This is a genomic window from Micromonospora sp. NPDC005205, assembly GCF_040608275.1.
Classification (GTDB): Bacteria; Actinomycetota; Actinomycetes; order Mycobacteriales; family Micromonosporaceae; genus Micromonospora.
The window spans coordinates 90,572-113,386 of the sequence record NZ_JBEXHV010000004.1 but is presented as its reverse complement, the minus strand read 5'-3'; the positions used below and the strand labels follow the sequence as shown (position 1 = coordinate 113,386).

Annotated in this window: 16 protein-coding genes; 10 read left to right on the top strand and 6 right to left on the bottom strand. The window is 72.1% G+C overall.

The window, feature by feature from the left end:
• Window positions 1-112: 112 nt before the first annotated feature.
• From manD to ABZU43_RS10235, 5 genes are all read left to right on the top strand, one after another.
• Complete coding sequence (gene manD, locus ABZU43_RS10255; RefSeq protein WP_145795781.1) at window positions 113-1,342, top strand: D-mannonate dehydratase ManD; 1,230 nt, start codon at window positions 113-115, stop codon at window positions 1,340-1,342.
• Between the two features lie 106 nt (window positions 1,343-1,448).
• Window positions 1,449-3,155 carry an ABC transporter ATP-binding protein gene (locus ABZU43_RS10250; protein ID WP_355006189.1) on the top strand — a complete coding sequence of 569 codons (1,707 nt, stop codon included), beginning with the start codon at window positions 1,449-1,451 and terminating at the stop codon, window positions 3,153-3,155.
• Window positions 3,152-5,059: an ABC transporter ATP-binding protein gene (locus ABZU43_RS10245; RefSeq protein ID WP_355006188.1), complete on the top strand. Its 1,908-nt coding sequence runs from the start codon at window positions 3,152-3,154 to the stop codon at window positions 5,057-5,059. Before ABZU43_RS10250 ends, ABZU43_RS10245 begins: the two co-directional genes overlap by 4 nt.
• Window positions 5,060-5,126: 67 nt before the next feature.
• On the top strand, window positions 5,127-5,705 hold the full coding sequence (locus ABZU43_RS10240) for a sigma-70 family RNA polymerase sigma factor (RefSeq protein WP_355006187.1): 579 nt from the start codon (window positions 5,127-5,129) through the stop codon (window positions 5,703-5,705).
• A gap of 118 nt (window positions 5,706-5,823) precedes the next feature.
• On the top strand, window positions 5,824-6,285 hold the full coding sequence (locus tag ABZU43_RS10235; protein ID WP_355006186.1) for a hypothetical protein: 462 nt from the start codon (window positions 5,824-5,826) through the stop codon (window positions 6,283-6,285).
• Window positions 6,286-6,373: 88 nt separating this feature from the next.
• Here the strand turns inward: ABZU43_RS10235 and ABZU43_RS10230 are convergent, their stop codons facing one another.
• Entirely contained in the window at window positions 6,374-11,893 is a 5,520-nt protein-coding gene (locus tag ABZU43_RS10230) for a carboxyl transferase domain-containing protein (RefSeq protein WP_355006185.1), read from the bottom strand.
• A gap of 260 nt (window positions 11,894-12,153) precedes the next feature.
• Between ABZU43_RS10230 and ABZU43_RS10225 the strand changes: the two genes are divergently transcribed.
• From ABZU43_RS10225 to ABZU43_RS10215, 3 genes are all read left to right on the top strand, one after another.
• Window positions 12,154-12,390: a hypothetical protein gene (locus ABZU43_RS10225; RefSeq protein WP_355006184.1), complete on the top strand. Its 237-nt coding sequence runs from the start codon at window positions 12,154-12,156 to the stop codon at window positions 12,388-12,390.
• Between the two features lie 304 nt (window positions 12,391-12,694).
• Window positions 12,695-13,792, top strand: a complete 1,098-nt coding sequence (locus ABZU43_RS10220) for a winged helix DNA-binding domain-containing protein (RefSeq protein WP_355006183.1) — start codon at window positions 12,695-12,697, stop codon at window positions 13,790-13,792.
• A gap of 216 nt (window positions 13,793-14,008) precedes the next feature.
• Window positions 14,009-14,743, top strand: a complete 735-nt coding sequence (locus ABZU43_RS10215; protein ID WP_355006182.1) for a cellulose binding domain-containing protein — start codon at window positions 14,009-14,011, stop codon at window positions 14,741-14,743.
• Window positions 14,744-14,813: 70 nt separating this feature from the next.
• On the opposite strand, the gene ABZU43_RS10210 is transcribed toward ABZU43_RS10215, so the two are convergent.
• The 4 genes from ABZU43_RS10210 to ABZU43_RS10195 form a co-directional block, all read right to left on the bottom strand.
• Entirely contained in the window at window positions 14,814-15,611 is a 798-nt protein-coding gene (locus tag ABZU43_RS10210; RefSeq protein WP_355006181.1) for an SAM-dependent methyltransferase, read from the bottom strand.
• Window positions 15,612-15,740: 129 nt separating this feature from the next.
• Complete coding sequence (locus tag ABZU43_RS10205; RefSeq protein ID WP_355006180.1) at window positions 15,741-16,397, bottom strand: response regulator transcription factor; 657 nt, start codon at window positions 16,395-16,397, stop codon at window positions 15,741-15,743.
• The gene (locus tag ABZU43_RS10200; protein ID WP_355006179.1) at window positions 16,394-17,689 is read right to left on the bottom strand and encodes a histidine kinase; all 1,296 of its coding nucleotides are present in this window, start codon (window positions 17,687-17,689) and stop codon (window positions 16,394-16,396) included. Before ABZU43_RS10200 ends, ABZU43_RS10205 begins: the two co-directional genes overlap by 4 nt.
• Before the next feature lie 42 nt (window positions 17,690-17,731).
• Window positions 17,732-19,759, bottom strand: a complete 2,028-nt coding sequence (locus tag ABZU43_RS10195; protein WP_355006178.1) for a serine hydrolase domain-containing protein — start codon at window positions 19,757-19,759, stop codon at window positions 17,732-17,734.
• Window positions 19,760-20,009: 250 nt separating this feature from the next.
• Here ABZU43_RS10195 and ABZU43_RS10190 point away from each other — a divergent pair, with 250 nt between their 5' ends.
• Window positions 20,010-20,726 (top strand): hypothetical protein, encoded by a 717-nt coding sequence (locus tag ABZU43_RS10190; protein ID WP_355006177.1) that lies wholly within the window; start codon window positions 20,010-20,012, stop codon window positions 20,724-20,726.
• Here ABZU43_RS10190 and ABZU43_RS10185 read toward each other — a convergent pair.
• Complete coding sequence (locus ABZU43_RS10185) at window positions 20,723-22,087, bottom strand: serine/threonine-protein kinase (protein ID WP_355006176.1); 1,365 nt, start codon at window positions 22,085-22,087, stop codon at window positions 20,723-20,725. The two genes, ABZU43_RS10190 and ABZU43_RS10185, sit on opposite strands and share 4 nt — an antisense overlap.
• A 56-nt stretch (window positions 22,088-22,143) precedes the next feature.
• Here ABZU43_RS10185 and ABZU43_RS10180 point away from each other — a divergent pair, with 56 nt between their 5' ends.
• Complete coding sequence (locus ABZU43_RS10180) at window positions 22,144-22,692, top strand: RNA polymerase sigma factor (RefSeq protein ID WP_355006175.1); 549 nt, start codon at window positions 22,144-22,146, stop codon at window positions 22,690-22,692.
• The last annotated feature ends 123 nt before the right edge of the window (window positions 22,693-22,815 follow it).

Sequence of the window (22,815 nt, the reverse complement as noted above, 5' to 3'; positions counted from 1 at the left end):
GAGAGCTGGCCCGGTAGGCCGGCTCTCCGTTCATCGGGCCGGTCGCCGGCCGCGCCGATCGCCTTTGTCAGCCTAGAATCCACCCCCGGTTCTGAAAGACGAAAGGCACCCCGTGAAGATCGTCGCAGCAGACATCATCGTGACCAGCCCCGACCGGAACTTCGTCACCCTCAAGATCACCACCGATGAGGGCATCACCGGCCTGGGCGACGCCACGCTCAACGGCCGCGAGCTCTCCGTCGCCTCGTACCTGCGCGACCACGTCGCTCCTCTGCTGATGGGGCGGGACCCGCACCGGATCGAGGACACCTGGCAGTTCCTGTACCGCTCGGCGTACTGGCGGCGGGGCCCGGTCACCATGGCGGCCATCGCCGCGGTGGACGTCGCGCTGTGGGACATCAAGGCCAAGGCGGCCGGCATGCCGCTGTACCAACTGCTGGGCGGGGCGTCCCGCACCGGCATCATGGCGTACGGGCACGCGTCGGGGCGGGACATCCCCGAGCTGTTCGACTCGATCCGCCGCCACCTCGACGAGGGCTTCCGGTCGATCCGGGTGCAGACCGCGGTGCCGGGGATCAACGCCGTCTACGGCGTGGCCGCGCAACCCAGCGCCACCGGCCAGCGCTACGACTACGAGCCCGCGCAGCGCACCCCGCTGCCCGCCGAGGAGGACTGGGACACCCGGGCGTACCTGCGCCACCTACCGTCGGTCTTCGAGGCGGTGCGTGGCGAGTTCGGCCCGGAGTTGCCGCTGCTGCACGACGGTCACCACCGGATGACCCCGATCCAGGCCGCCAAGCTCGGCAAGGCCCTCGAACCGTACGACCTGTTCTGGCTGGAGGACTGCACCCCGGCCGAGAACCAGGAGGCGCTGCGGCTGGTCCGCCAGCACACCACCACCCCGCTGGCCATCGGTGAGGTCTTCAACACCGTCTGGGACTACCAGACCCTGATCCGGGAGCAGCTGATCGACTACGTCCGGTCCGCTGTCACCCACACCGGCGGCATCACCGCGATGCGCAAGCTGCTCGACTTCGCCGCCCAGTACCAGATCAAGTCGGGCATCCACGGCCCGACCGACATCTCCCCGGTGGGGATGGCCGCGGCCCTGCACCTGGACCTGGCCATCCACAACTTCGGGATCCAGGAGTACATGAAGCACACCCCGTTGGCCAACGAGGTGTTCCGGCAGTCGTTCACCTTCACCGACGGCTACCTGCATCCGGGCGACCAGCCCGGGCTCGGAGTGGAGCTCGACGAGGAGGCGGCGGCCCGGTTCCCGTACGAGCCGGCGTACCTGCCGTTCAACCGGCTCAAGGACGGCACGGTCCACGACTGGTGAGCCGGGTGGCCGGCAGGCACTCCAGCGGCTGCGGCTGGCCGAGGGCGTGTTAGGTTAGCCTGCCCTCACTACTGGAGTCTGCCGCCATGCCCCCATCGATCCGAGCATGACAGTCGCCGAGGTCAGTGGGAGCGTGGTGCTCCGCCGCGCCCTGCGTCGACAGCGCCGCCGGGTGGTGCTCGGCATCGTGCTGCTCTGCGCCCACCAGGCCACCGAGGCCCTCGTACCGGTCGCCATCGGCGTGATCATCGACCGGGCGGTGGCCACCGGGGACGTCGCCGCGCTGCTGCTCTCCCTCGCCGGCCTCGCCGCCCTGTTCACCGCCCTCGCCTTCGCCTACCGCACCGGTGCCCGGCTGGCCTACGCCGCCGTCGAACACGAGGCGCACGCGACCCGCGTCGAGATCGTCCGGAGCGCCCTCGACCCGCGCGGACACCGCTCGGGTCTGCGCGATGGCGAACTGCTGTCCGTCACGGCCTCCGACGCTGAGCTGTCCGCACTGGTCGTACGCGTCGCCGGGCTCACCGCCGCGGCGCTCACCGCGATCGTGGTCGCGGCCGTCGCGCTGCTCGTCGTCGACGTCCCCCTCGGGCTCGGGGTGCTCGTCGGCGTACCGCTGCTGGTCGTCGCCCTCCAGCGGATGGCGCCGTTGCTCACCAGGCGCAGCACGTCGCAGCAGGAGGCCCTCGCGGCAACGACGGCACTCGCCGTCGACCTCGTCAGCGGGCTGCGCGTGCTGCGCGGCATCGGCGCGCAGGACCACGCCGCCCGACGGTACGCGGGCGCCAGCCGGCACGCCCTCGACGTGACCCTTCGCGCCGCCACCACCAAGGGCCTGCACCTCGGCCTCACCACCATGGTCAACGGACTCTTCCTCGCGACGGTCGCCGGTGTCGCGGGCTGGCTCGCGCTCCAGGGTCGGCTCACCATCGGCGAACTCGTCGCCGTCGTCGGGCTGGCCCAGTTCATCGCCGAGCCGGTGCAGACGCTCGGGTACTGCGTACAACTGTTCGCCATGGCCCGGGCCTCGGCGGCGCGGGTCGCCCGGGTCCTCGGCGCGGCGCCGGTCCTCGCGCCGGGTGACGCCGGGCCGCCCACCCCGAGCCCTTCCCGGCTCGCCCTCGACGAGGTCTCGCACGCCGGCCTCGACGCCGTCAGCCTGCACGTCCGCGCCGGTGAGATCGTGGGCGTGCTCGCCTACGACCCGAGCGAGGCCGAAGCGCTCGTCGCGCTGCTGGCCGGCCGGGTGCACCACGCGGACCACCAGGGGACGCTGTACGTCGACGGCGTACCCGTCGAGGACCTGCACATCGACGCCGCGCGCGCCGTGGTCCTGGTGGAGCCCCACGACGTGGCGCTCTTCGAGGGCACCCTGCGGGCCAACCTCAGCGCCGATGCCCACGTCGACGACACGGTCCTGCGGGCCGCCGTGCGGGCCGCCGCCGCCGAGGACGTGCTCACCGCACACCCGGACGGCTTCGACCGCCGGCTCACCGAGCGGGGAGCGAACCTGTCCGGCGGTCAGCGGCAGCGGATCGGGCTCGCCCGTGCGCTCGTCGCCGACCCACCGGTACTGGTGCTGCACAACCCCACCACTGCCGTCGACGCGGTGACCGAGGCACTGCTCGCCGAAGGGCTGGCCTCGGTTCGCGCGGCGGACACCCGCGCCACGGTGCTGATCACCACCAGCCCGGCCCTGCTGCACGTCACGCACCGGGTCGTCGTGATCGACAAGGGTCGGGTCGTCGCCGAGGGGCCGCACGAGCGGTTGCTCGCCAGCGACGCCCGCTACCGGGAGGAGGTCCTACGATGACCGACCCGTCGACCGCGAGCGGCGTCGAGGCCCGGCAGTTGCTGCCAACGGCCACCGGCCGGCAGACCTGGGCCGCCCTCCGGACCGAGCTCGCCCGCCTGCCGGTACTCAGCGCCGTCGCCGGCACGTTGCTGGTCGCCGCGTCCGCGACCGGGCTCGTCGCGCCGTGGGTGCTCGGTCGCCTCGTCGACGACGTCATCGCCGGCACCGACACACCGCAGGTAGTGGCCTGGGCGGGCGTGATCGCGGGTGCGGCGGTGCTCGCGGGGCTCCTCACCGCGGCCGGAGCCGCGGTCGCCGCACGCCTCGGCGAGACAGTGCTGGCCCGGCTCCGGGAGCGGGTCCTCGACCGTGCGCTGCACCTGCCGTCGGCCACCCTGGAACGAGCCGGGACCGGCGACCTGGTGGCCCGGGCCGGCGACGACGTGGCAGTGGTGACGAACGTGATCGCCACCAGCGGCCCCGCCTTCCTCGGCGCGACGCTGTCCGTCGTGTTGACCGCGCTGGGGCTCTTCGCCCTCGACTGGCGGCTCGGCATCGCCGGGCTGGCCGCCGCACCGGCGTACGCGCTGGCGCTGCGCTGGTACCTCAAACGGTCGGTGCCGTACTACGCCCGCGAGCGGGTGGCGACGGGCGAGCGGACGCAGGCGACGGCCGAGGCGCTGCGCGGCTCGGCGACGGTACGTGCCTACCGGATGGAGGACACGCACGTCGCCCGGATCGCGGCTCGCTCGGGCGTCGCCCGCGACCTGTCGCTGGAGATCTTCGGCCTGTTCACCCGGTTCGGGCTGCGCATCAACAGGTCCGAGTTCGTGGGGCTGGCCGCCGTGCTGCTCGCCGGCTTCCTGCTGGTCCGCGAGGACCTGTCCACCGTCGGCGCGGCGACCACCGCCGCCCTCTACTTCCACCGCCTGTTCAACCCCATCGGCCTGCTGCTGTTCGAGTCGGACTCGGTGCTCCAGGCCGGCGCGAGCCTCGCCCGGCTCGTCGGGGTGACCACACTGCCGGACACCGCGTCGCCCGTCAGTCGCCACCCGGCCCGTCCGGAGCGGCCCGAGCCCGCAGCGCTGGAGGTGACCGTCGCGCAGCACCGCTACGACGACGGACCTGTCGTGCTGCGGGACATCGCCCTGCGTCTCGCGCCCGGGGAGCGCGTGGCGCTGGTGGGCGCGAGCGGCGCGGGCAAGAGCACCCTCGCCGGCATCATCGCCGGCATCGTCGAGCCCAGCCAGGGTTCGGTGCGCCTACGCGGCGTGCCGTTGGCCGACCTCGGCGAACACCAGCTCCGGCGCGAGATCGCCCTGATCAGCCAGGAGGTGCACGTGTTCGCCGGACCGCTCGCCGAGGACCTGCGCCTGGCCGACCCGGACGCCACCGACGCCGAGCTGACCCGCGCCCTCGACCTCGTCGGCGCCACCGGGTGGCTGCGTACCCTGCCGGACGGGCTGGCGACCGCGGTGGGGGAGGGCGGTCGGCAGCTCACCGCGGCGCAGTCCCAGCACCTCGCGCTGGCCCGCCTCGTTCTCGCCGACCCCGCCGTCGCGGTCCTCGACGAGGCCACCGCGGAGGCGGGCAGCGCGGGCGCGCGTGACCTCGACCGGGCCGCCGTGGCGGCCACCGAGGGCCGTACCACGTTGGTCGTCGCCCACCGGCTCAGCCAGGCGGCCACCGCGGACCGCATCGTCGTCCTGGACCAGGGTCGCGTCGCCGAGCACGGTACGCACGCCGAGCTGCTCGCGGCCGGTGGCGGCTACAGCAACCTGTGGCGATCCTGGCGTACGCCCGGCCCGGTGCCGCCACCAGCCCGGGAGAACACCGAGCGGATCCAGGACCAGAGTCACCCGAAAGTGGGAGCCCCGGGAACTTTTCCGGACCGGCCGGCGACAACCAGATTGCGCGGCTGACCGGCGGCGTCCCGACGACGGCCTCTCGGCCGAAAAGGAGCGCCCGTGGCACACAGGACGGTGGTCTGTGCGGACCGGCGGCGTTGACGACGCCCAGGTCACCCGGTGGGCGCAGGAGGCGGGCCAGGGCGACCGGCAGGCCGCGACGGCGTTCATCCGGGCCCTCCAGGACCAGGTCTGGCGATTCCTGTCGCATCTCGCCGGGCCGGGTGAGGCGGACGACCTGACCCAGGAGACGTTCCTGCGGGCATTCCGCAACCTCCCCGGCTTCGCCGGCCGTTCGTCGGCCCGCACGTGGGTGTTCACGATCGCCCGACGGGTCGCCGTCGACCACGTGCGCACGGCGGTGGCCCGGCCGAGGCTGGCGTCCGTGCCGGACTGGCAGGCGGCGGCCGAGGCCGCCGGGGCGATCACCGCCGGGGCCGACGAGAGCGTGACAGTGCACCAGCTGATCGCCGGCCTGGCCCGCGAGCGCCGCGAGGCGTTCGTCGCCACCCAGGTGCTAGGCCTGTCATACGCCGAGGCGGCGGAGATCTGCCAGTGCCCGGTCGGCACGATCCGGTCCCGGGTGGCCCGGGCGCGCGAGGATCTCGCCGTGGCCTGGCAGCTCGACAGCGGCCCGAGCCACGAGCGCCGAATCGGCTGAGGGCGGATTCCACAGGCACCGTGCGGCGTCGCCCTCCGCCTGCCTGCTGCGGCGACAGGACCGACCCGCATGATCAACGGGATGGACGAGGCGGACGGCGGTTCCTAAGATCACGCCGGTGAACACCGAACCTCTCAACGTCGCCGGCGTAGCTGGCCCGATCGTCATCGCCACCAAGGCGCTCTTCGGCCACCCTGCCGTCACCGTCGGCGGAGTGCCGGCCCCCAGGACGGGCAGGCGTTACGCGTTGCCGACAGTGGACGGTGGTGTCGTCCAGGCAACGGTACGCACCGTTCTCGCCGACCCTTACCCAACCGTGGAGATCAACGGTGTGCAGCACCGGACCGGGCCCTCCATGCCGATCTTCCTGCGCATCCTGGTGCTGCTGCCGATCCTGCTGTTCACCGTCGGCGGCATCCTGGGCGCGCTGATCGGGGCGTTGGGCGTCTGGGGAAACCTGACAGTTGCCCACACCCGGATGACACCCGCCGTCAAGGCGCTCGCCATGGTCGGCGTCGGCATCGGCGCGGTCATCGTCTGGCTCGCCATCGCCGTCGCACTGAACGTGGCGCTCAGCTAGACCGCCACGCACCTCACCCCCTTCCACACGTCAGCACCACCGGTCGACGACCGGTGGTGCTGACGTGGTTGCGGGCGTTCCGACCGCTCTACCCCAGGCGGGCCTCAATGGCCTCGATGATGCGCGGACGCAGCTCGGCGGCGCGGATGACGGCGTCCACCGAGCCGACCTCGACGGCGCGGTGGATGTTGTGCACCCGGTCGAACTCCGCCGCCACCTCGCTCAGTTTCTCCGCGCGCACCGAAGACCGCAGCTCGTCGAGCTCCGCGGTCAGCGCGGCGCGCTCGGTGCCGCTGGCCGCCGCGACGCTGGCCTCCAGGTCCCGCACCCGCGCGTCGGCAGCCGTACGAGCGTTGACGTCGGCGGAGAACACCACAGCGGCAGCGGGTGCGCCACCGAGCACCGAGGCGAACGAGCCCTCCAGCGCCAGCACCGTCATGTTCGGGTTCAGCGCCTTCGAGAACACCACGAACGCACCGCCGTGGTAGCGCGAGATCACGCAGAAGACGATGGGCCCCCGGAAGTTCACGATCGCCCGGCCGATCTCGGCGCCGTACTCCAGTTGCAGCTTGCGCATCGACTCCGGTGAGCCGTCGAAGCCGGACAGGTTCGCCAGCACGACGAGCGGCCGGTTGCCGCTGGCCGCGTTGATCGCCCGCGCGGCCTTCTTCGACGAGCGGGGGAACAGCGTGCCCGCCGTGTAGGTGTCCGGGCCGTCGGTGGGCGGGAAGCCGTGCCGGGGCACCGACCGGGACTCGATGCCGAGCAGGCAGACCGGGATGCCACCGAGGTGGACGTCCTGCACGACGGCGGTGTCCGCGTCCGCCATGCCGGCCCAGCGCTCCAGCACCGGGTGGTCCTGGTCGGAGAGGGCCCGCATCACCGTACGGATGTCGAACGGCTTCTTGCGGTCCGGGTTGGACTCGACGGAGAAGATCTCCCCGACGGTGGCGAAGGCGCTGCCCGCCACGTCGTGCGGGAAGCCGGAGATGTCGCGGTCGGCCGGGTCGGTGGTGACCGCCCGCCGGGGCGCGTCCTCGCCGGGCGCGACGTAGGAGTGGTCGTAGTGCGCCATCACCACGTCCCGTGCGGCCGTCAGGTTCGGCGCCCAGTACTGCGCCTGCCCGTTCGGCCCCATCACCCGGTCGTAGCCGCCGATGCCGAAGTTGTCCTCAGCCGACACACCACCGGAGAAGTCGAGCGACTGCTTGCCGGTGAGCACCATCGCCGAGTCGGGCGTCATCACCAGGATGCCCTTGGTGTGCATGAGCATCGTCGCCTCGGCGTTCCAGTACGGCTGCGCGCCGACGTTGATGCCCGCGACCACGATGTTGATCTCACCGCCGGCCTGGGTGAACTCGACGATCCGCTTGAGCGCCGCGGCAACCCAGTCCATGTTCTCCGTACCGGAGGTCATCGAGATCCGGGCACCGGCGGACAGCGCCCACCACTCCAGCGGCACCTGCATCCGCTCGGCCAGGTCCAGTGCGGCGATCACGCGCCGGCACTCCGGCTCCGACAGGGCGCCCAGCGACTTCGTCGGGTCGCCGAGCAGCACCACCCGGGTGACGCCCTGGGGGTAGCGCTCGGTCGGCGTCGTGACGACCCCGGCGACGATGGCGGCGCTGTTGCGCCCCTTCGGCCGATCCACCGGCACTAACGACGGAGCGCAGTCGGAGCCGGTCTTGGGCGGAGACGAGCACCGTCCATCCTGCACGGCGTGGTCGGCGTCGAGGTCGTGCTCGACGAAGTCGCCGAGCCGGCCGGTCAGCTCGTACGGGTACACGGTGTTGCGGCTGCTGGCCCGCAGCACCTTGAGCCGGTACTCGTCGAGCGGCTCGAGCGGCTCGACCGGCGGCTCCCCGACGGCCAGTTCGGCACCGCCCGCGGCGTCGAACGAGATCCGTACGGCGATCTTGGTCAGCTCGCCGGTCCGGCGGTCGCGCTGGCGCGCGATGAACAGGATCTCCTCCAGGCCGGCGCCCGCGGTCGTCGGGCGGACCCGCCCGGCGATCATCTCCATCTCTTCGCGGGTCAGCTCGCTCGGCGGCCACACGTAGACGACGATGCGGTTGGTGTTGAAGCGCGTCTTCGACGGCCGCCGCGACTGGGCGCGGCGGATCGAGTCGAGGCAGGCGGCGATGGTGTCCTCGGCCGTCGGCAGCGCGACCAGTCGGCCGTCCTGCTCGCGGAGCTCGGTCAGGTCACGCACCTGCGCGAACGCGACGAGGCGCTCGTCGGCGCGGTTTTCCCGGGCCACACACTGGAAGAGGTAGACCTCCTCGTCCGACGACGGCAGCCGGGTCAGGTCGAACTTGTGCAGCCGCTCCAGCTGCATCCGCTGCGCGATGTACGGGTGCAGCCCACGGATCAGCCGGTCCTCGGTCAGCTGGGCGCCCGACGGACGGAAGGTGAAGTGGTGGTGCATCACCGCTCCGCCGCGACCCGCGACGGTGGTGGTGACCCGACGGACCTGGGGCGGCAGCGGGTGCGCGGCGATGACCTCGGCCAGCGCGGCCGCCATCGCGTCGAAGTCCTCCGGCTGGTTCTCCCAGCCGAGGTAGATGTCGGCGTCCACGGCGTCCTCGCCGGTGGCCAGCTCGGCCAGCCCGCGCAGGGCGCTGCCCAGCGCGTCGAAGCTGACCGCGGCGGAGACCACGCTGGAGTCGACGCGCTCGGCGACCACGAACGTGCAGCCCGCGACCTCGCGGGTGAGCACGCTGGTGAGCGACCGGTTGCCGTAGTACCGCCGGGTCAGCACCTCCAACATGACGGCGTTGTCGAGGTGGTCGCGGACGAGCCGCTGGCCGAGCAGCCGGACCAGCGGCTCGGTGCTGCGGACCATCGCGGCGATGCGCTCGGCGCGGTCCGGGGCGTCCGGGTGCGCGTCGAGGTGCCGCAGGTGCCCACGGACCTCGGCGTAGACGCGCGCGCGGTTGCGGCGCAGCAGCGGCTGGGCGAACCAGGCGAACACCACGCCGCGGGCGAGGTCCGCGATCACGGGGAAGCGGACCTGCGTCGCGGCGATCAGCCGCTCCAGTGCGAGGCCGGCCGGCTCGCGCAGCGTCTCGTCCGGCGGGGTCTCCAGCAGCCAGGCGCGCAACAGCGCCGCGATGACCTGCGCGTCCGCGGAGGCGCGCTGCTGGGCGAGGAAGATCCGGAAGACGGCGGCTTCGAGGGCGGGGGTGCGGTCCAGGTCGGTGACGCCGTACCGGCCGAGGGCCTTGCCGAGCCTGGTCTGGAAGGCGTCCGGCAGCCCGGCCCGCTCGACGTCGAGGCTCTGCAGGTAGGTGTGGAAGTACTCCCGGGCGCTGTGTACGTGCGCGGCGCCGCCGTCCTCGCCCGTCGGCCGGTTGCGGCTCAGTTCGGCGAGATCGGCGAACACCTCGATGAGGTCGAGTTCGGCGGCCAGGGGCCGCTGACCGGCTTCGGTGGCTGTCCGCCGCGCGGTGAGGTAGTCGTCGAGCACCCGGCGGTCGTCGTGCGGATCGACGTCGAAGCCGAGCAGCAGACCCCGCAGGTCCTCCTGGCCGCGCCTGCTGCGCTCGTACGCCGGGATGTCCGTGGCGGCGGTGGGCAGGTCCAGTTCGACGGTCTCGGTGCTGGGGTCGTCAGCGGTCTCCTCGGCGTCGTCCGCGAGCGGCTCCAGGCGCAGCAGCGGCGCACCGGCCTCCACCTGGCTGCCCACCGAGACGGCGCACTCCTTGAGCCGTGCCTTGAACGGCGCCCGCAGCACCGTCTCCATCTTCATCGCTTCCAGCACCAGCACCGGCGCGCCCGCCTCGACCTCCGCGCCGACCTCGAGGGGCGTGGCGACGACCAGCGCGGGCATCGGGGAGCGCAGGACGCCACCCTCGTCCCGGCTGACCCGGTGCGTCACGCCGTCCACCTCGACCAGGTGGGTCGGCCCGTACGTGCCGGTGAGCAGGCGGTAGCGGATGCCGTTGACGACGATCTGACCGGTGTGCCGGTCGAAGCGGTCGAGCTCGACGTCGGCGGTGCGCACGACGGGGCCGGTCTCGATGCCGACCCGGAACCGGTGCGCGCCGACCCGCGCCACCCGGGTGCGGTAGTCGACGCCGCGCAGCTTGAGGTCCAACGGTCGGCCGCTGGCGTGCTGCACCTGCGGGCGCCCGCCGGCCGCCGTCGACAGCAGCCGCTGACGCTCGACGCGCTCATCCTCCTCGTACGCCTCGATGGCGGCGGCGGCCAGGGCGACGGCGGAGTGGCGGTGCGTGACGAGGCGGCCCTCGCCGCGGACGCGGTCGATCCATCCGGTGTCCGCGCTGGCGTCGATCACCTCGGGCTGGTCGAGCAGGTCGAGCACGAAGCTCTTGTTCGTGGCCCCACCTTCGATGATCACCGTGGTGTTCGCCATCGCCCGGCGCAGCCTGCCGAGCGCCTCGTCGCGGTCCCGGCCGTACGCGATGATCTTCGCGATCATCGAGTCGAAGTCGGCGGGGATGGTGTCACCCTCGCTGACGCCGGTGTCCACCCGGATGCCGGGGCCGCTGGGCAGGTCCAGCCGGGCGATGCGGCCGGGGGACGGTGCGAAGTCGCGGTCGGGGTCCTCGGCGTTGAGCCGGGCCTCGATGGCGTGGCCGCGCTCTGCCGGCGGCGCACCGTCGAGCCGCCCGCCGGAGGCGACGTGCAGCTGGGCCTTGACCAGGTCGAAACCGGTTGTCAGCTCGGTGATCGGGTGCTCGACCTGGAGGCGGGTGTTGACCTCCAGGAACGCGAACAACCGGTCACCGGGGTGGTAGAGGAACTCGACGGTCGCCGCGCCGCGGTAGCCGACCGCCACGGCCAGTCGCTCGGCCGACGTCTTCAGCTCGGCGGCCTGCGCCGGGTCGAGCACCGGCGACGCCGACTCCTCGATGACCTTCTGGTTGCGTCGCTGCACCGAGCAGTCGCGGACGCCGAGGGCCCACGCGGTGCCCTGCCCGTCGGCGATCACCTGGACTTCGACGTGCCGGGCCCCGGTGACCAGGCGCTCCAGGAACACGATGCCGCTGCCGAAGGCCCGTGCCGCCTCCTGGCTGGTGCGCTCGTACGCGTCGACCAGCTCGGCCTCGTTCCTGATCACGCGGATGCCGCGTCCGCCACCGCCGGCTGTCGCCTTCAGCATCAGCGGGTAGCCGACCTCGGCTGCCGAGGCCTGGGCGGCGGCGAGGGTTTCCACCGCGCCTCGGCTCCACGGCGCGACCGGCACGCCGACCTTCTCGGCGATCAGCTTCGAGCCGATCTTGTCGCCGAGTTGGCGCATGGCGTCGGGGCTCGGGCCGACGAAGGTGACGCCGATCTTCTCGCACAGCTCGGCGAACGCTGGATCCTCGGCGACGAAGCCCCAGCCGACCCACGCGGCGTCGGCCCCGGTCTCGATCAGGGCGCGCTCGAGCACCGCCAGGTTGAGGTATGGGCGGGCGGAGGCCGGGCCGAGGTCGTAGGCGATGTCCGCTTCGCGGACGAATGTGGCGTTGCGGTCGACATCGGTATAGAGGGCCACGGTTTCGAGCGGGATGCCGGTCTCCGCGGCCAGCTCGCGGACCGCGTGGATGAGCCGCATGGCGGCTTCACCACGGTTGACGATGGCGACACGGTTGAACACCCGAAGAACCCCTTAGCTAGACCTCGACCTGCGTGCGGAGAGACGGCGGCTCCCAGCAGTGATCACCTTTCCGGCTGACGGCGGCAAGCGCTATGGCGCAACCACCGAACCCACCGTCCCTCAGTTGTAGGAACTCCACAAAACTTTTTGGCACCCCCGAGTGATCGGCTGACCAGGAAGATCATCGCCGGTCCGGTCAACAACCGCCCGGCCCGACCATCCCGGCCCAGGCCAGGAACGCACCAGGAAAGGAGCGGCAAATGAGGTCACCGCACCTCGTACGCCCACGTCTGGCGCTGCTGCTCGCGGCGGGACTCACCGCGCTCGTCACGCCGGCAGGCGTCGCCCACGCCGCGACCGCCACGGTACCCGCGACCGGCACCCCGATCACCATCACCTCGACCGAGCAGCTCGCCCCGGGCGTCACGTACGGCTCGTTCGAGGTGACAACGCCCCGGGGCGTCACCGTCGGTTACCTGCTCACCGCCGACCTCTAGAAGAACAAGGTCTCCCTGGACCTGCTGCACCCCGGCGCGGTGGCGCAGCGCACTGTCGTCGCGGCGATGGCGAACGAGCACGGTCGCCGTCCGTGAGCCGGGCCAGGCCGCGGCCACCGCCCGCAACAGCCCGTCCGACGGTACGGAGCGAATGGTCGCCAACGGCATCGGGATCTTCGTCGGCAAGCACTGATCGGTCCACCCCGCTCGAATTCGCCCCGTCCGGCCTCGCCGGGCGGGGCGAGTCCGCGTACCCGAGACTGTCGGCCCCGGGTCGGATAATCAGGCCGGCCGAAGGGACCCGATGACCATTCTCGACACGCTGGCGCTCAACCGTGCGACGCTCGCCCGGCAGCTGCTGCTCGACCGCGCCGACCTGCCGGCGCTCGACGCCGTCGCCCACCTCGGCGGCCTGCAGGCCCAGGAGCCGCAGGAGCCGTTCGTCGGGCTGTGGTCGCGGCTGCGCGCGTTCGACCCGACGGTGCTCTCGACCCTGCTGACCCAGCGACACGTGGTGCGTACCCACCTCATGCGCCGCACCGTCCACCTGCTCGTCGCCGACGACGTCGTGGCCTGGCGCACCCGTCACGACGCCATGCTGCGCCAACGCGTGCTCGGGGTCTACCGCGGCGCGCTCGACGGGGTGGACCTCGACGAACTCGCCGCTGCCGCGCTTGCCGTGGTGACCGACGGTGAGCCCCGCTCGATGCCCGACATCGGGCGGGCGCTCAGCGAGCGGTGGCCGACGCCGGGGCTGCGCGTGCTGGGCGAGATCGCTGTCGCGCTGCTCCCGATGACGCAGGTCCCGCCGCGCGGGGTGTGGCGGGCGAAGGGAGGCGCGCGTTACGTCCTGCTCTCCGCCTGGCTCGGCCGGGAGATCGACCCGCCGGCCGCGACCGGGGTCGACGAGGTCGGCCGGCTGCTCGTGCGCCGTTACCTGGCCGCGTTCGGCCCGGCGGCCACGGCCGACCTGCGCGCCTGGTGTGGTCTCGCCGGGCTGCCGGCAGTGGTGACCGCCATGCGGGACGAGTTGGTGACCTTTCGCGACGAGCGTGGCCGGAAGCTCATCGACCTTCCCGCCGCACCGCGCCCCGACCCGGACACACCCGCCCCGGTGCGGTTCCTGCCGGCGTTCGACAACGCGATCCTCGGCTACGACGACCGCAGCCGGATCATCGACGACGCGCACCGTAACCTCTCGGTGGCCGGTGAGCGCGTGGTGCTCGTCGACGGCCGGGTCGCGGCGACCTGGACCGTCGATTCGGGGACGGTTGTCGTGAGACCGCTCGGCGGACTCTCTCGGACGGACCGGGATGCCGTGGCCGAGCAGGGGCAGGCACTGGCGTCCTTCCTCTCCGACCGGGAGAGCGATCGGGTGCGGGTCGATCCGTCTCCCCGGTGACGGGCCGGCGGGATCGGGTTGTATCGATGCCTGTCGACTGCCATGCTGTGGTTCGGTCGTGCTCGGGGAGCCAGCGCGCACCAGATCTCCTCCGGTCCACGGGGCGCGCGGTGTGACCATGTCACCCGTGCCGGGCAGCCTCGTCGATGACCGGAAACCCGAGCGCGCGCCGGATACCACCTCGGTCATCGGTGCCCGCTGACCACGGAGGTTCCGATGCTTCGCATGTTCCTCGCTGTCACCACCATGGCGCTGGCCGCCTGGACCGGGACGACCAGCGGCACCGACGCGACGCCCACCCCCACCCTGTCGGCCACGCCGTCGCCGTCGCCGACCATCGCCTGCCCGCCGGCTCTGCCGATCACCGGGAGCGTCGCCGGGGTCACCACCACGAGCGTGACCATCTCGTACTCGATCTTCTTCCGACCGCCCTGCGGCTACGACCCGCCGATGACCGTCAGCCTCTTCGCCAGCCGCGAGGACGCCCAACAGTGGCGGACGCCGGTGGCCGAGGCCGTTTCCGGGCCGGAGCGCTTCGGCACGGTGACCATCGGGGGTCTGACCCCCGACACGGAGTACTGGTACCGGTTCAGCGACCCCGACGGCAAGCGCGACCCGTACATGATCGGGTCGGCGCGGACCGCCCCGCTGGCCTCGTGCCGGGCGACGGCCACGATCGACGCCCGCTGGGGCAACGGTTTCGTCGCCACGGTCACGGTCCGCAACACCGGGACGCAACCCTTGGACCGCTGGCACGTCTCCTGGCGGTGGTCCGGTGACGAGCGGATCCAGACGGTCTGGGGTGGGGTGGTCGAGACCACCGGCGCCGACGTGTCGGTCCGCAACGCGTCCTACAACGGGACGCTGGCGCTGGACGGGGCAACGACGTTCGGGATGCTCGTGACGGCCAGTGCGGTTCCCGACGGGCTGACCATGAGCTGCGCCCGGTGAACGACGCCCGGTGAACGACGTCCGCCCCGCTTCCGGCGCGACGGCGGGAGCGGGGCGGACGTCGTGTCGGTCAGGGCTTGCGGGCCACTGCCCCGTAGGCGTCGATCCCGACCGCGTCAGCGTCGTCCGGTCGCCACAGCGGGATCGGCACCAGGCCGGGCTCCACCTTGGTCAACCCGGCGAAGCAGGTGTCGAGCTCCTCCGGGCTGCGCAGGATGTACGGCACTCCACCGCTCTGTGCCAGCCGTTCGGCACCGGCGACCACGGCGGGGCTGGTGTCGGTGCCGTCCCAGAGCACGAGATAGCTGCCGGACGGCATCGCGGCCATCGTCCGCTCGACGATCGACCGCACCTCGGCCAGGTCGGGCTCGTAGCCCATCACGCCCATGTACATCACGGCGATGGGCTGGCTGAAGTCGAGCGTCTGCGCCGCCTCGGCGAGGATCTTCTCCGGGTCGTGGTAGTCGGCCGGTACGTAGGTGGTGACACCCTCCGACGTCGTGCTGGCCAGCAACGCCCGCGCGTGCACCAGCACCATCGGGTCGTTGTCCACGTAGACGATGCGGGAGTCGGGCGCGATGCCCTGGGCGACCGCGTGCGTGTTCTGCATGCTGGGTAGGCCGGTGCCGATGTCCAGGAACTGCCGGATGCCCGCCTCGGCCGCGAGGTAACGCACCGCCCGCACCAGGAACACACGGGACTGCTGTGCCATGAGGACGATCTCCGGGTAGACCTCGGCGACAGCGTCGCCGGCCGCCCGGTCGGACTGGAAGTTGTCCTTGCCGCCCATCCAGTAGTTCCAGATCCGTGCCGCGTGCGGCACGTCGGGCTGAAGCTTCGCGGCGAGTTCGGGGTCCGGGCCGGCCATGCCAGGCTCCTATCGAGGGGTCGTCAGCTGGAGGTCACCACAGCGGTACGACCCGGATCGTACTCCGACAATGTCCACTCTCGACGCCGGGTGCACGCGCCGCCGCCGGGCAGCGGACCACTGTCGCTGTCACCGGTGGACCACCCCGTTCTGGTACGCCCACACGACGGTCTGTAGCCGGTCCCGTGCGCCGATCTTGGTCATGGCGCGCCCGAGGTGCGACTTGACAGTGCTGGTCTCGATGAAGAGCCGCTCGGCGATCTCGACGTTCGACAGGCCCTGCGCGAGCAACTCCACGATCTCGGTCTCCCGCGCGGTCAGCTGGTGCGCCGCCGCCGCGTCCGAGCGGGGAGCGGGCGTACGCCTGGCGAACTCGGAGATCACCCGACGGGTGACGGCCTGGTCGACGAGCCCGTACCCGCTCGCCAGCCGACGGATCGCCTCGATCAGCTCCTCGGGCTCACAGTCCTTGAGGATGAACCCGCTGGCGCCGGACTCCAACGCGCCGAAGACGTACTCGTCGAGGTCGAAGGTCGTCACGACCAGCACCGCCGGTGGCGTCCCGCTCGCCTCGGCGACGATCTGCCGGGTCGCGGTGAGTCCGTCGCCGTGCGGCATCCGGACGTCCATGCAGATGACGTCCGGTTGCAGCCGGCGGGCCAGCTCGACGGCGGTGGACCCGTTCGACGCCTCGGCCACGACCTCGATCTCACCAGCCTGCTCGAGGATGACGCGAAAGCCGGCGCGGACCACTGCCTGGTCGTCCACGAGCATCACTCTGATCATGCTGGGGCCTCTTCCTTCGGGCGGGATGCGGCGGGACCGTTCGTCAGGAGCGTCGCGGCGACCGACCAGCCACCGGCCGCCGTCGGACCGGCGGAGAACGTCGCCCCGACCAGCTGGGCCCGCTCACGCATGCCCACCAGGCCGACGCCACCGGTGCGTGCCGCCGGTACGCGTCGCGGCGCGGCGGGTTCGTTCACCACCTCCAGCGACACCGAGCGGGGCTCGAAGCGGAGCACCACCCGCGCCGCAGCGCCCGGAGCGTGCTGGCGTGCGTTGCTGAGCGACTCCTGCGCGATCCGGTAGAGCGCGACGTCAGCGATCGGCGGCACCTCGCGCTGCTCGCCCTCCCGGACGAACTCCACCGGGCCGGCGAGGTCGCCCGCGGTGCGGACGAGGTCGTCGAGCATGCCCAGCCCTGGCACCGGAGCAGCACCGTCGCCGCCCTCGTGCCCCGGTCTGCCGCGCAGCACACCGACGACCAGCCGCAGGTTGTCCAGGGTCTCCTTGCCCTGGCTACGGATCCAGGCCACACCGGCCTTCGCGGCCGCCGGGTCCCGGTCGATCAGGCGCTCGACCGCCGCCGCCTGCACGACCATGCCGGAGAGGTGGTGCGCGGCCACGTCGTGCAACTCCCGGGCCATCCGGGAACGCTCCGCGCCGATCGCCGCCTGGACCTTCGTGCGCTGCTCCCGGATCGCCTCGTCCGCCCGTACCCCGACCAACTCCACGTAGCGTCGGTAGGTGGCCACGTAGCCGCCGACGAAGGTCGCGCCGGCGTATGTCAGGGCGCTCGCCGAGACGTACGCGATGGCCGTCAGCAGATCCGGGGTCACCACGACGGCCGCCCCGATCGACTCCACCACCACGACCGCGCTGCCGGCCAGCAGCGCACGGCGAACCGGCAGCAACGACCCGACCGTGTACGCCGCGACGAACGGTGCGAGGCCCCGGACGGTCGCCTCCGGCAGGGAGAAGCCGATGATGGGCAGTTGGAGGCCGACGACGAGCGCGAGGCAGAGCAGTGGCCGGACCCGACGCAGGCACAGCAGCATCGCCTGCGCGCAGCTGATGGTGACGAGCAGCCAGGCCCGCGCCGGGTCGAACGACACCCCATCTTCCGGTGCCACGAACCAGAACAGCGCGGTGAGCAGTACGAACGTCAGGACGGTCAGCGCCGCGGCCAGCAGGCAGTCCCGGCGGAACACGCCGTTCACCCCGAGCCGGGTGAGCCGTCCGTCGAGCCACTTCGTCAGTCGCGGTGTGCCGGGTTCGGTGTCGACGTGGTCCCTCATGCGGTGCGCATCCTTGCTCCGGATCGTCCCGGGTCGGGCGGGTCAGTAGGAGATGCTAGGCGCGAGCAGGTGGAACTCCACGGCGAACCAGCCCGCTCCGGCGAGAGCGAACAGGATCAGGCTGCTGCCGGTGATCCGCCGCCAGCCGACGTGGCGTCGCAGGTCGTCGACGAGCCGGACGGCGGCGGGCAGCACTCCGAGCAGACCGACCAGTTGCAGCACCTGGACGGTGCGCAGTGCGGGCCCGGGAACGTCCTGGAGGCTCATGATGCTGCCGATGGTCAGCACCCAACCGGCGAACGCGAGCAGCGTGCCGGCGACGGCGAGGCGGCTCAGGATCCGCGCGGTGCGCCCCGCCCGTTCCCGGGGAGCGCGCCCGAGCCGACGGCGGACGATCGCGCCGACCGGCCAGGACAGCACGGCGAGCAGCAGCACGACGGTGGACATGGCCAGCACCGGGACGGCCACGGCGGAGGCGCGGGCCGGCTCGACGGGCAGCAACGCGAACGCGGAGTCGAAACTGATCGCCTCGACCCGGTCGCCGGTTGCCCGCATGGCGATCGTGCGCTGCCCGTCGACCTCGCGCCAGACCCAGGGCGCCACCTCCTCGTAGAGGGCGGGAGAGTCCGACAGCGGGCCCGGGTCCACCAGCAACCGGTCGCCGTCGGCAACGCTGACAGTGGTCCGACCGACCAGGCCGATCGCCGTCAGGAAGTTGCTCCCGATCGCTCGCGATGACTCGTAGGTGCCGGCGGCCAGCGCGGCGTGCTCGGCGGTGGTCGCCGGGTCCACGCCGACGGTCTGCTGGTCGCCGCGGGCGGGGAAGTAGCGGTCGGCGAAGCCGTTCACTACCGAATCGCGAAGCTCGTGGCTGTCGAGGGCGCCGGAGCCGTTGCTGTTGAGGGACAGGAAGATTCCGGCGCGGTCGTCGGGGTAGATCTGCAGGTGCGAGTGGAAGTACTTGGTGTCGCCGCCGTGGCCGAGGATCCGGTGGCCGTTGCGGTCCTCGGCGAAGAATCCGAGGGTCATCCGGGGCCCGGCGGCCAGCGTGCCCAACGACGTCGCGTCGAGTGCCGGCCGCTGCATCAGCTCACGGGTCGGTTGGTCCAGCAGGGGCGCGAAGCCCACCGGCTCGCCGAGCTGGGCGAGCATGAATCGGGCCATGTCCGTCGCCGGGGCGCTCAGCGCACCGGGCGGGGGCGTGCCGACGATCTCGAACGGCACGGCGGGCCCGGCGGAGGTGTCGTACCCGTTGGACATCCGGTCGCGCAGCGCCGCCGGGAGGGGCTGCTCGAAGGTCGACGACGGCATGCCCGCGCGGTCCAGGACGTTGCGTTGGACGTACTCCTCGAAGCGCGTTCCGCTGACGCGTTCGACGATGTAGCCGGCGAGCGCGTTGCTGTAGTTGGAGTACGCGGGGACGGTGCCGGGCTGGTAGATCTGCTCCGGTGGGTCGGTCATCAGGGCCTTGCGCAGGTTGAGGTCGCTGCCGTCGGTGCCGATGAGGCCGGCGATCCGCTCCTCGAAGCCGGCGGTGTGCGTCAGCAGGTGCCGCAGGGTGACGGCCCGCTCGTGGCGCAGAGGCAGTTCGAAGTCGAGGTACGTCCTGACGTCGGTGTCGAGGTCGAGCTTCCCGTCCTGCACGAGTTGCAGCACCGCGGTGGCGGTGACGAGCTTCGACACCGATCCCATCCGGAACAGATGACGGTCCGGGTCGACCGGTACGCCTGCCTTTCCGCCTCCGCCGGTGTCGGCGTACCCGTACCCCCGGGTTGTGAGGATCTTGCCGTCGTTCACGACGGCGACAGTGGCTCCCGCGATGCCGGTACGGTCGAGTGCGGCCGGCAGCAGGCCGTCGAGCCAGGCGTTGACGTCGGCGCCCGTCAGGGTGGAACCCGCCCCGCTCGCGGCGGCCGGTGCCGCTGGAGCGTCGATGGGCGGTGCGGGGTCGTGCTGCGCCGCTCCGCAGCCAGCGGCGCTGACAGCGATGACGACAGTGGTCAGGAGCACCGCGCCGAGTCGGACGACCGGCCGGGGTGCAGCGGGGGCGAGAAGGGAAAGAGAGCGCATCGTCTGCCTGTGCCTTTCCTAAGCGAACGGGTGTCCGGAGCAGGTCCGTACGGCGTCACCCGATGCCGTGGAACAAGCCTGTTCGAGTGACCGCCCCGAGCCATCTGGCGCGAGACGGCAATGCGCTTACGACTTGAGGTGGAGGGCGGGTGCGCCGATGGTGGGCAGAAGTGCCGCCCCGGTCGCGTGAACCATCGCCCGTACCGGCGCATCAGACCCTGTGACAGACCCCGCGGAGGAAGGACCACCCATGCGCGGCAACCTGCTCGTCGGTGCGATGCTCACCCTCACGTTCGTCGCCGGTTGCACGTCGCCGGTGAATCGGGTCGGCGGCGACGCCGGGCCCGCCGGCTCTCCGTCCACCAGCGCGAGCCCGTCGAGCCCGTCGGTGTCGAGCGCTGCGGCGACCGGCAGCGCCACCCCGGGTGCTCCGACCACCCGTAGTACCACCCCGGGTGCTCCGGCCACCCGCACCTCAGGGCCGGCCACGCCGGTAAGCGAGATCAGGCGGACCGACTGGCCCAACGCGGTCATCCGCGATCTGAAGTTCTGCGGCGAGTCCGACGACTCCGTGACGTTCCGGAACGGGTCGAACGGCTTCGACATCCCCTGCCGGATCCTGCCGAACGGCGCCCGGCCGGTGTACGCCGAGTTCATCACCGAGGAGCCGGCGAACGCGCCGTCGACCGAGGACGCGCTCGTCCTCGTCGAACTGGGCAACTCCGGCGCCGCGCGGCGGCAGGCCCTCGTGCCGGTCCAGCTCGACTACACCGGCCGGGTGCGGTGGGCGCGGCCGGTCATTCTGGGGGACGCTCCGAGTCCGAGCGGAGACCGGGTCATGACGTTCGTCTCGTATCGCGTCGTGCGTGACAACACCGTGCAGGCCACCGTCCGCAAGCTCGACGGCGGCACCGAGACGCGTCGATGGCGCACTGTCGATTTCGCCGGCAACTGGGAACGGTACTAGCGTTGCGTGGCCCGCGACGTGTCCACCCGCAGTGTGCCGAGGATCTCGTCGGTGCGGTCGACGTCGTCGATCTGTTTGACCTGGACGTACACCCCGAAGGTGCCGGCGGCAGCGACCAGGGTGACCTCGCTGAACGACGTCTGCGTGCCCCCGCAGCGCGCCCAGTGCCGGACGGTCCCACTGAACGCGGCGACGCTGACCGCCCGACCGGCGACGGGGGCGCATCCGCTGTGATCGGGCAGCGCCGGCTGCTCCGCTCCGCGCAGAGCACGGCTCACTCCCACGAAGACCCCCGGTGTCACGCTGTCGACATCGGACCAGTCGCTGAGGTCCGCCCCGATGAGCAGGCCGGGGCGGCGCTCGTCGGAGAGACCGATCACCGCCGGGTCCCAGCCTCCGTCGCGCAGTTGCCGCGCCCAGCCGTCCGGAACGGCCACCGAGACAGCGCCGGTCGCGTCACCCACCCGTGTCCAGCTGTGCGGCGCGGTGGAGGCGGTGGCGGATCCGGCCATGACCAGTGTCGCGGCCACGGTGCCGACGGCGGCGAGGAGCCGGCGGCTGCGCCGCAGCGGCGGTCGGGCCGCGAGCTGCCGGCTGGCCAGCAGACCCTCCAACGCCGAGGCGTACGCGGCAGCGGTGGGCCAGCGGCGGCCCGGATCGCGATGCAACGCCCGGCGGACCGCGCGTTCGACGGCGACGGGCACGCGGGGTGCCGCCACCACCGGCTGCCCGGGCGGCGAGCCGGTCACCATGTGGTGCGTCAGCGCGCCGATCGCGTACACGTCGGCGCGCACGTCGATCCCACCGCCGGGGACGAGCTGCTCCGGCGCCATGTAGGCGGGCGTGCCGGCGACCACTGTGAACCCGGACGCGTGCGCGAGCGTCTTGGCCAGCCCCAGGTCGGCCACCAACACCCGGTCGCCGGTCGGGGTGGGGTCGAACAGCACGTTGGACGGCTTGAGGTCACGGTGCAGCACGCCGTTGTCGTGCAGCACCGCCACCGCTCTGGCGATGGCGGCGGCTATCCGCAGCGCCTCGCGCACCGGCATCGGCCCGCCGGTCAGCCGGTCGGCGAGCGTGCCGCCGGCGGCGTACGTCATCACCAGGTACGGCCGGCCGTCGGGCAGCTCACCCACGTCCAACACCCGGACCAGGTGATCGGAGTCGACCTGCCGCATGAACCGGGCCTCCTGGCGGAAGCGCCCCCGGATGTCGGCCCGCTGCGCCCAGTTGTCGGCGAGCACCTTCACGGCCACCGACGAGTGCAGCTCGTCGTCGTACGCCAGCCACACGGTGGCGAACGCACCGGCGCCGACGGGGCGTGCGATGCGGTACCGGCCAACCTGCGGCGGGATGGACACGGTCGTATTATCCGGCGGCCGGGGCTCCGGTGACGCCCACGAGCGGGGGAGCGCGGGTGGTGAAGGAATCTGACACCGAGGAGCTGGCGAGGCGGGCGGCGGCCGGTGACAGCGCCGCACTCGACGCGCTGCTGGCCGCGATCGGTCCACGGGTGCTGGAGCAGTGCGGGCGGTTCCTGCCCTGTCGGCAGGACGCGGAGGAGGCGGCGCAGGACGCGTTGTTGCAGGTGGCCCGGCACATTCAACGCTTCGAGGGGCGGTCGCTCTTCTCCACCTGGTTGCACACCGTGGTCGCCAACTGCGCCCGCCAGACCTACCGCTCGTTGCGGCGACGAGCAGCCGAGCGGCCCAGCGCGCTGCTGCCCGTCGACGTGGCCGACCCCCGTACGACGAGCGTCATCGCCGGGTCGCGCCTCGACCTGCTGGACGCGCTGGACCGGCTGGAGGCGCACCGGCCGGAGTTGGCGACGGCCCTCGTGCTCCGCGACCTGTGTCAGCTCGACTATCAGGAGATCGCCGGGCAGCTGGGCATCCCGATCGGCACGCTGAAGTCGCGGATCCATCACGCCCGTCGCCACGTCCGGGAGACGATGCGGGACAGCTGAGCGATGCGTACGCCGTTCTGCAGGTTTGCCCCCGATCGAGGGACATCGTTTGACTTGTGCGACCAATGCATCTTTGATGGTCGATGTGCATGTTCGGCGTGGTCGGGCGATTCGTCGTCTGGG

What these genes read in the sequence shown, in the direction of transcription:
- ABZU43_RS10225 (WP_355006184.1), top strand. Translation starts at nt 12,154, where the DNA reads ATGAGGTCACCGCACCTCGTACGCCCACGTCTGGCGCTGCTGCTCGCG.
- ABZU43_RS10245 (WP_355006188.1), top strand. Translation starts at nt 3,152, where the DNA reads ATGACCGACCCGTCGACCGCGAGCGGCGTCGAGGCCCGGCAGTTGCTG.
- ABZU43_RS10215 (WP_355006182.1), top strand. Translation starts at nt 14,009, where the DNA reads ATGCTTCGCATGTTCCTCGCTGTCACCACCATGGCGCTGGCCGCCTGG.
- ABZU43_RS10250 (WP_355006189.1), top strand. Translation starts at nt 1,449, where the DNA reads ATGACAGTCGCCGAGGTCAGTGGGAGCGTGGTGCTCCGCCGCGCCCTG.
- ABZU43_RS10200 (WP_355006179.1), bottom strand. Translation starts at nt 17,689, where the DNA reads ATGAGGGACCACGTCGACACCGAACCCGGCACACCGCGACTGACGAAG.
- ABZU43_RS10205 (WP_355006180.1), bottom strand. Translation starts at nt 16,397, where the DNA reads ATGATCAGAGTGATGCTCGTGGACGACCAGGCAGTGGTCCGCGCCGGC.
- ABZU43_RS10210 (WP_355006181.1), bottom strand. Translation starts at nt 15,611, where the DNA reads ATGGCCGGCCCGGACCCCGAACTCGCCGCGAAGCTTCAGCCCGACGTG.
- ABZU43_RS10195 (WP_355006178.1), bottom strand. Translation starts at nt 19,759, where the DNA reads ATGCGCTCTCTTTCCCTTCTCGCCCCCGCTGCACCCCGGCCGGTCGTC.
- ABZU43_RS10220 (WP_355006183.1), top strand. Translation starts at nt 12,695, where the DNA reads ATGACCATTCTCGACACGCTGGCGCTCAACCGTGCGACGCTCGCCCGG.
- ABZU43_RS10190 (WP_355006177.1), top strand. Translation starts at nt 20,010, where the DNA reads ATGCGCGGCAACCTGCTCGTCGGTGCGATGCTCACCCTCACGTTCGTC.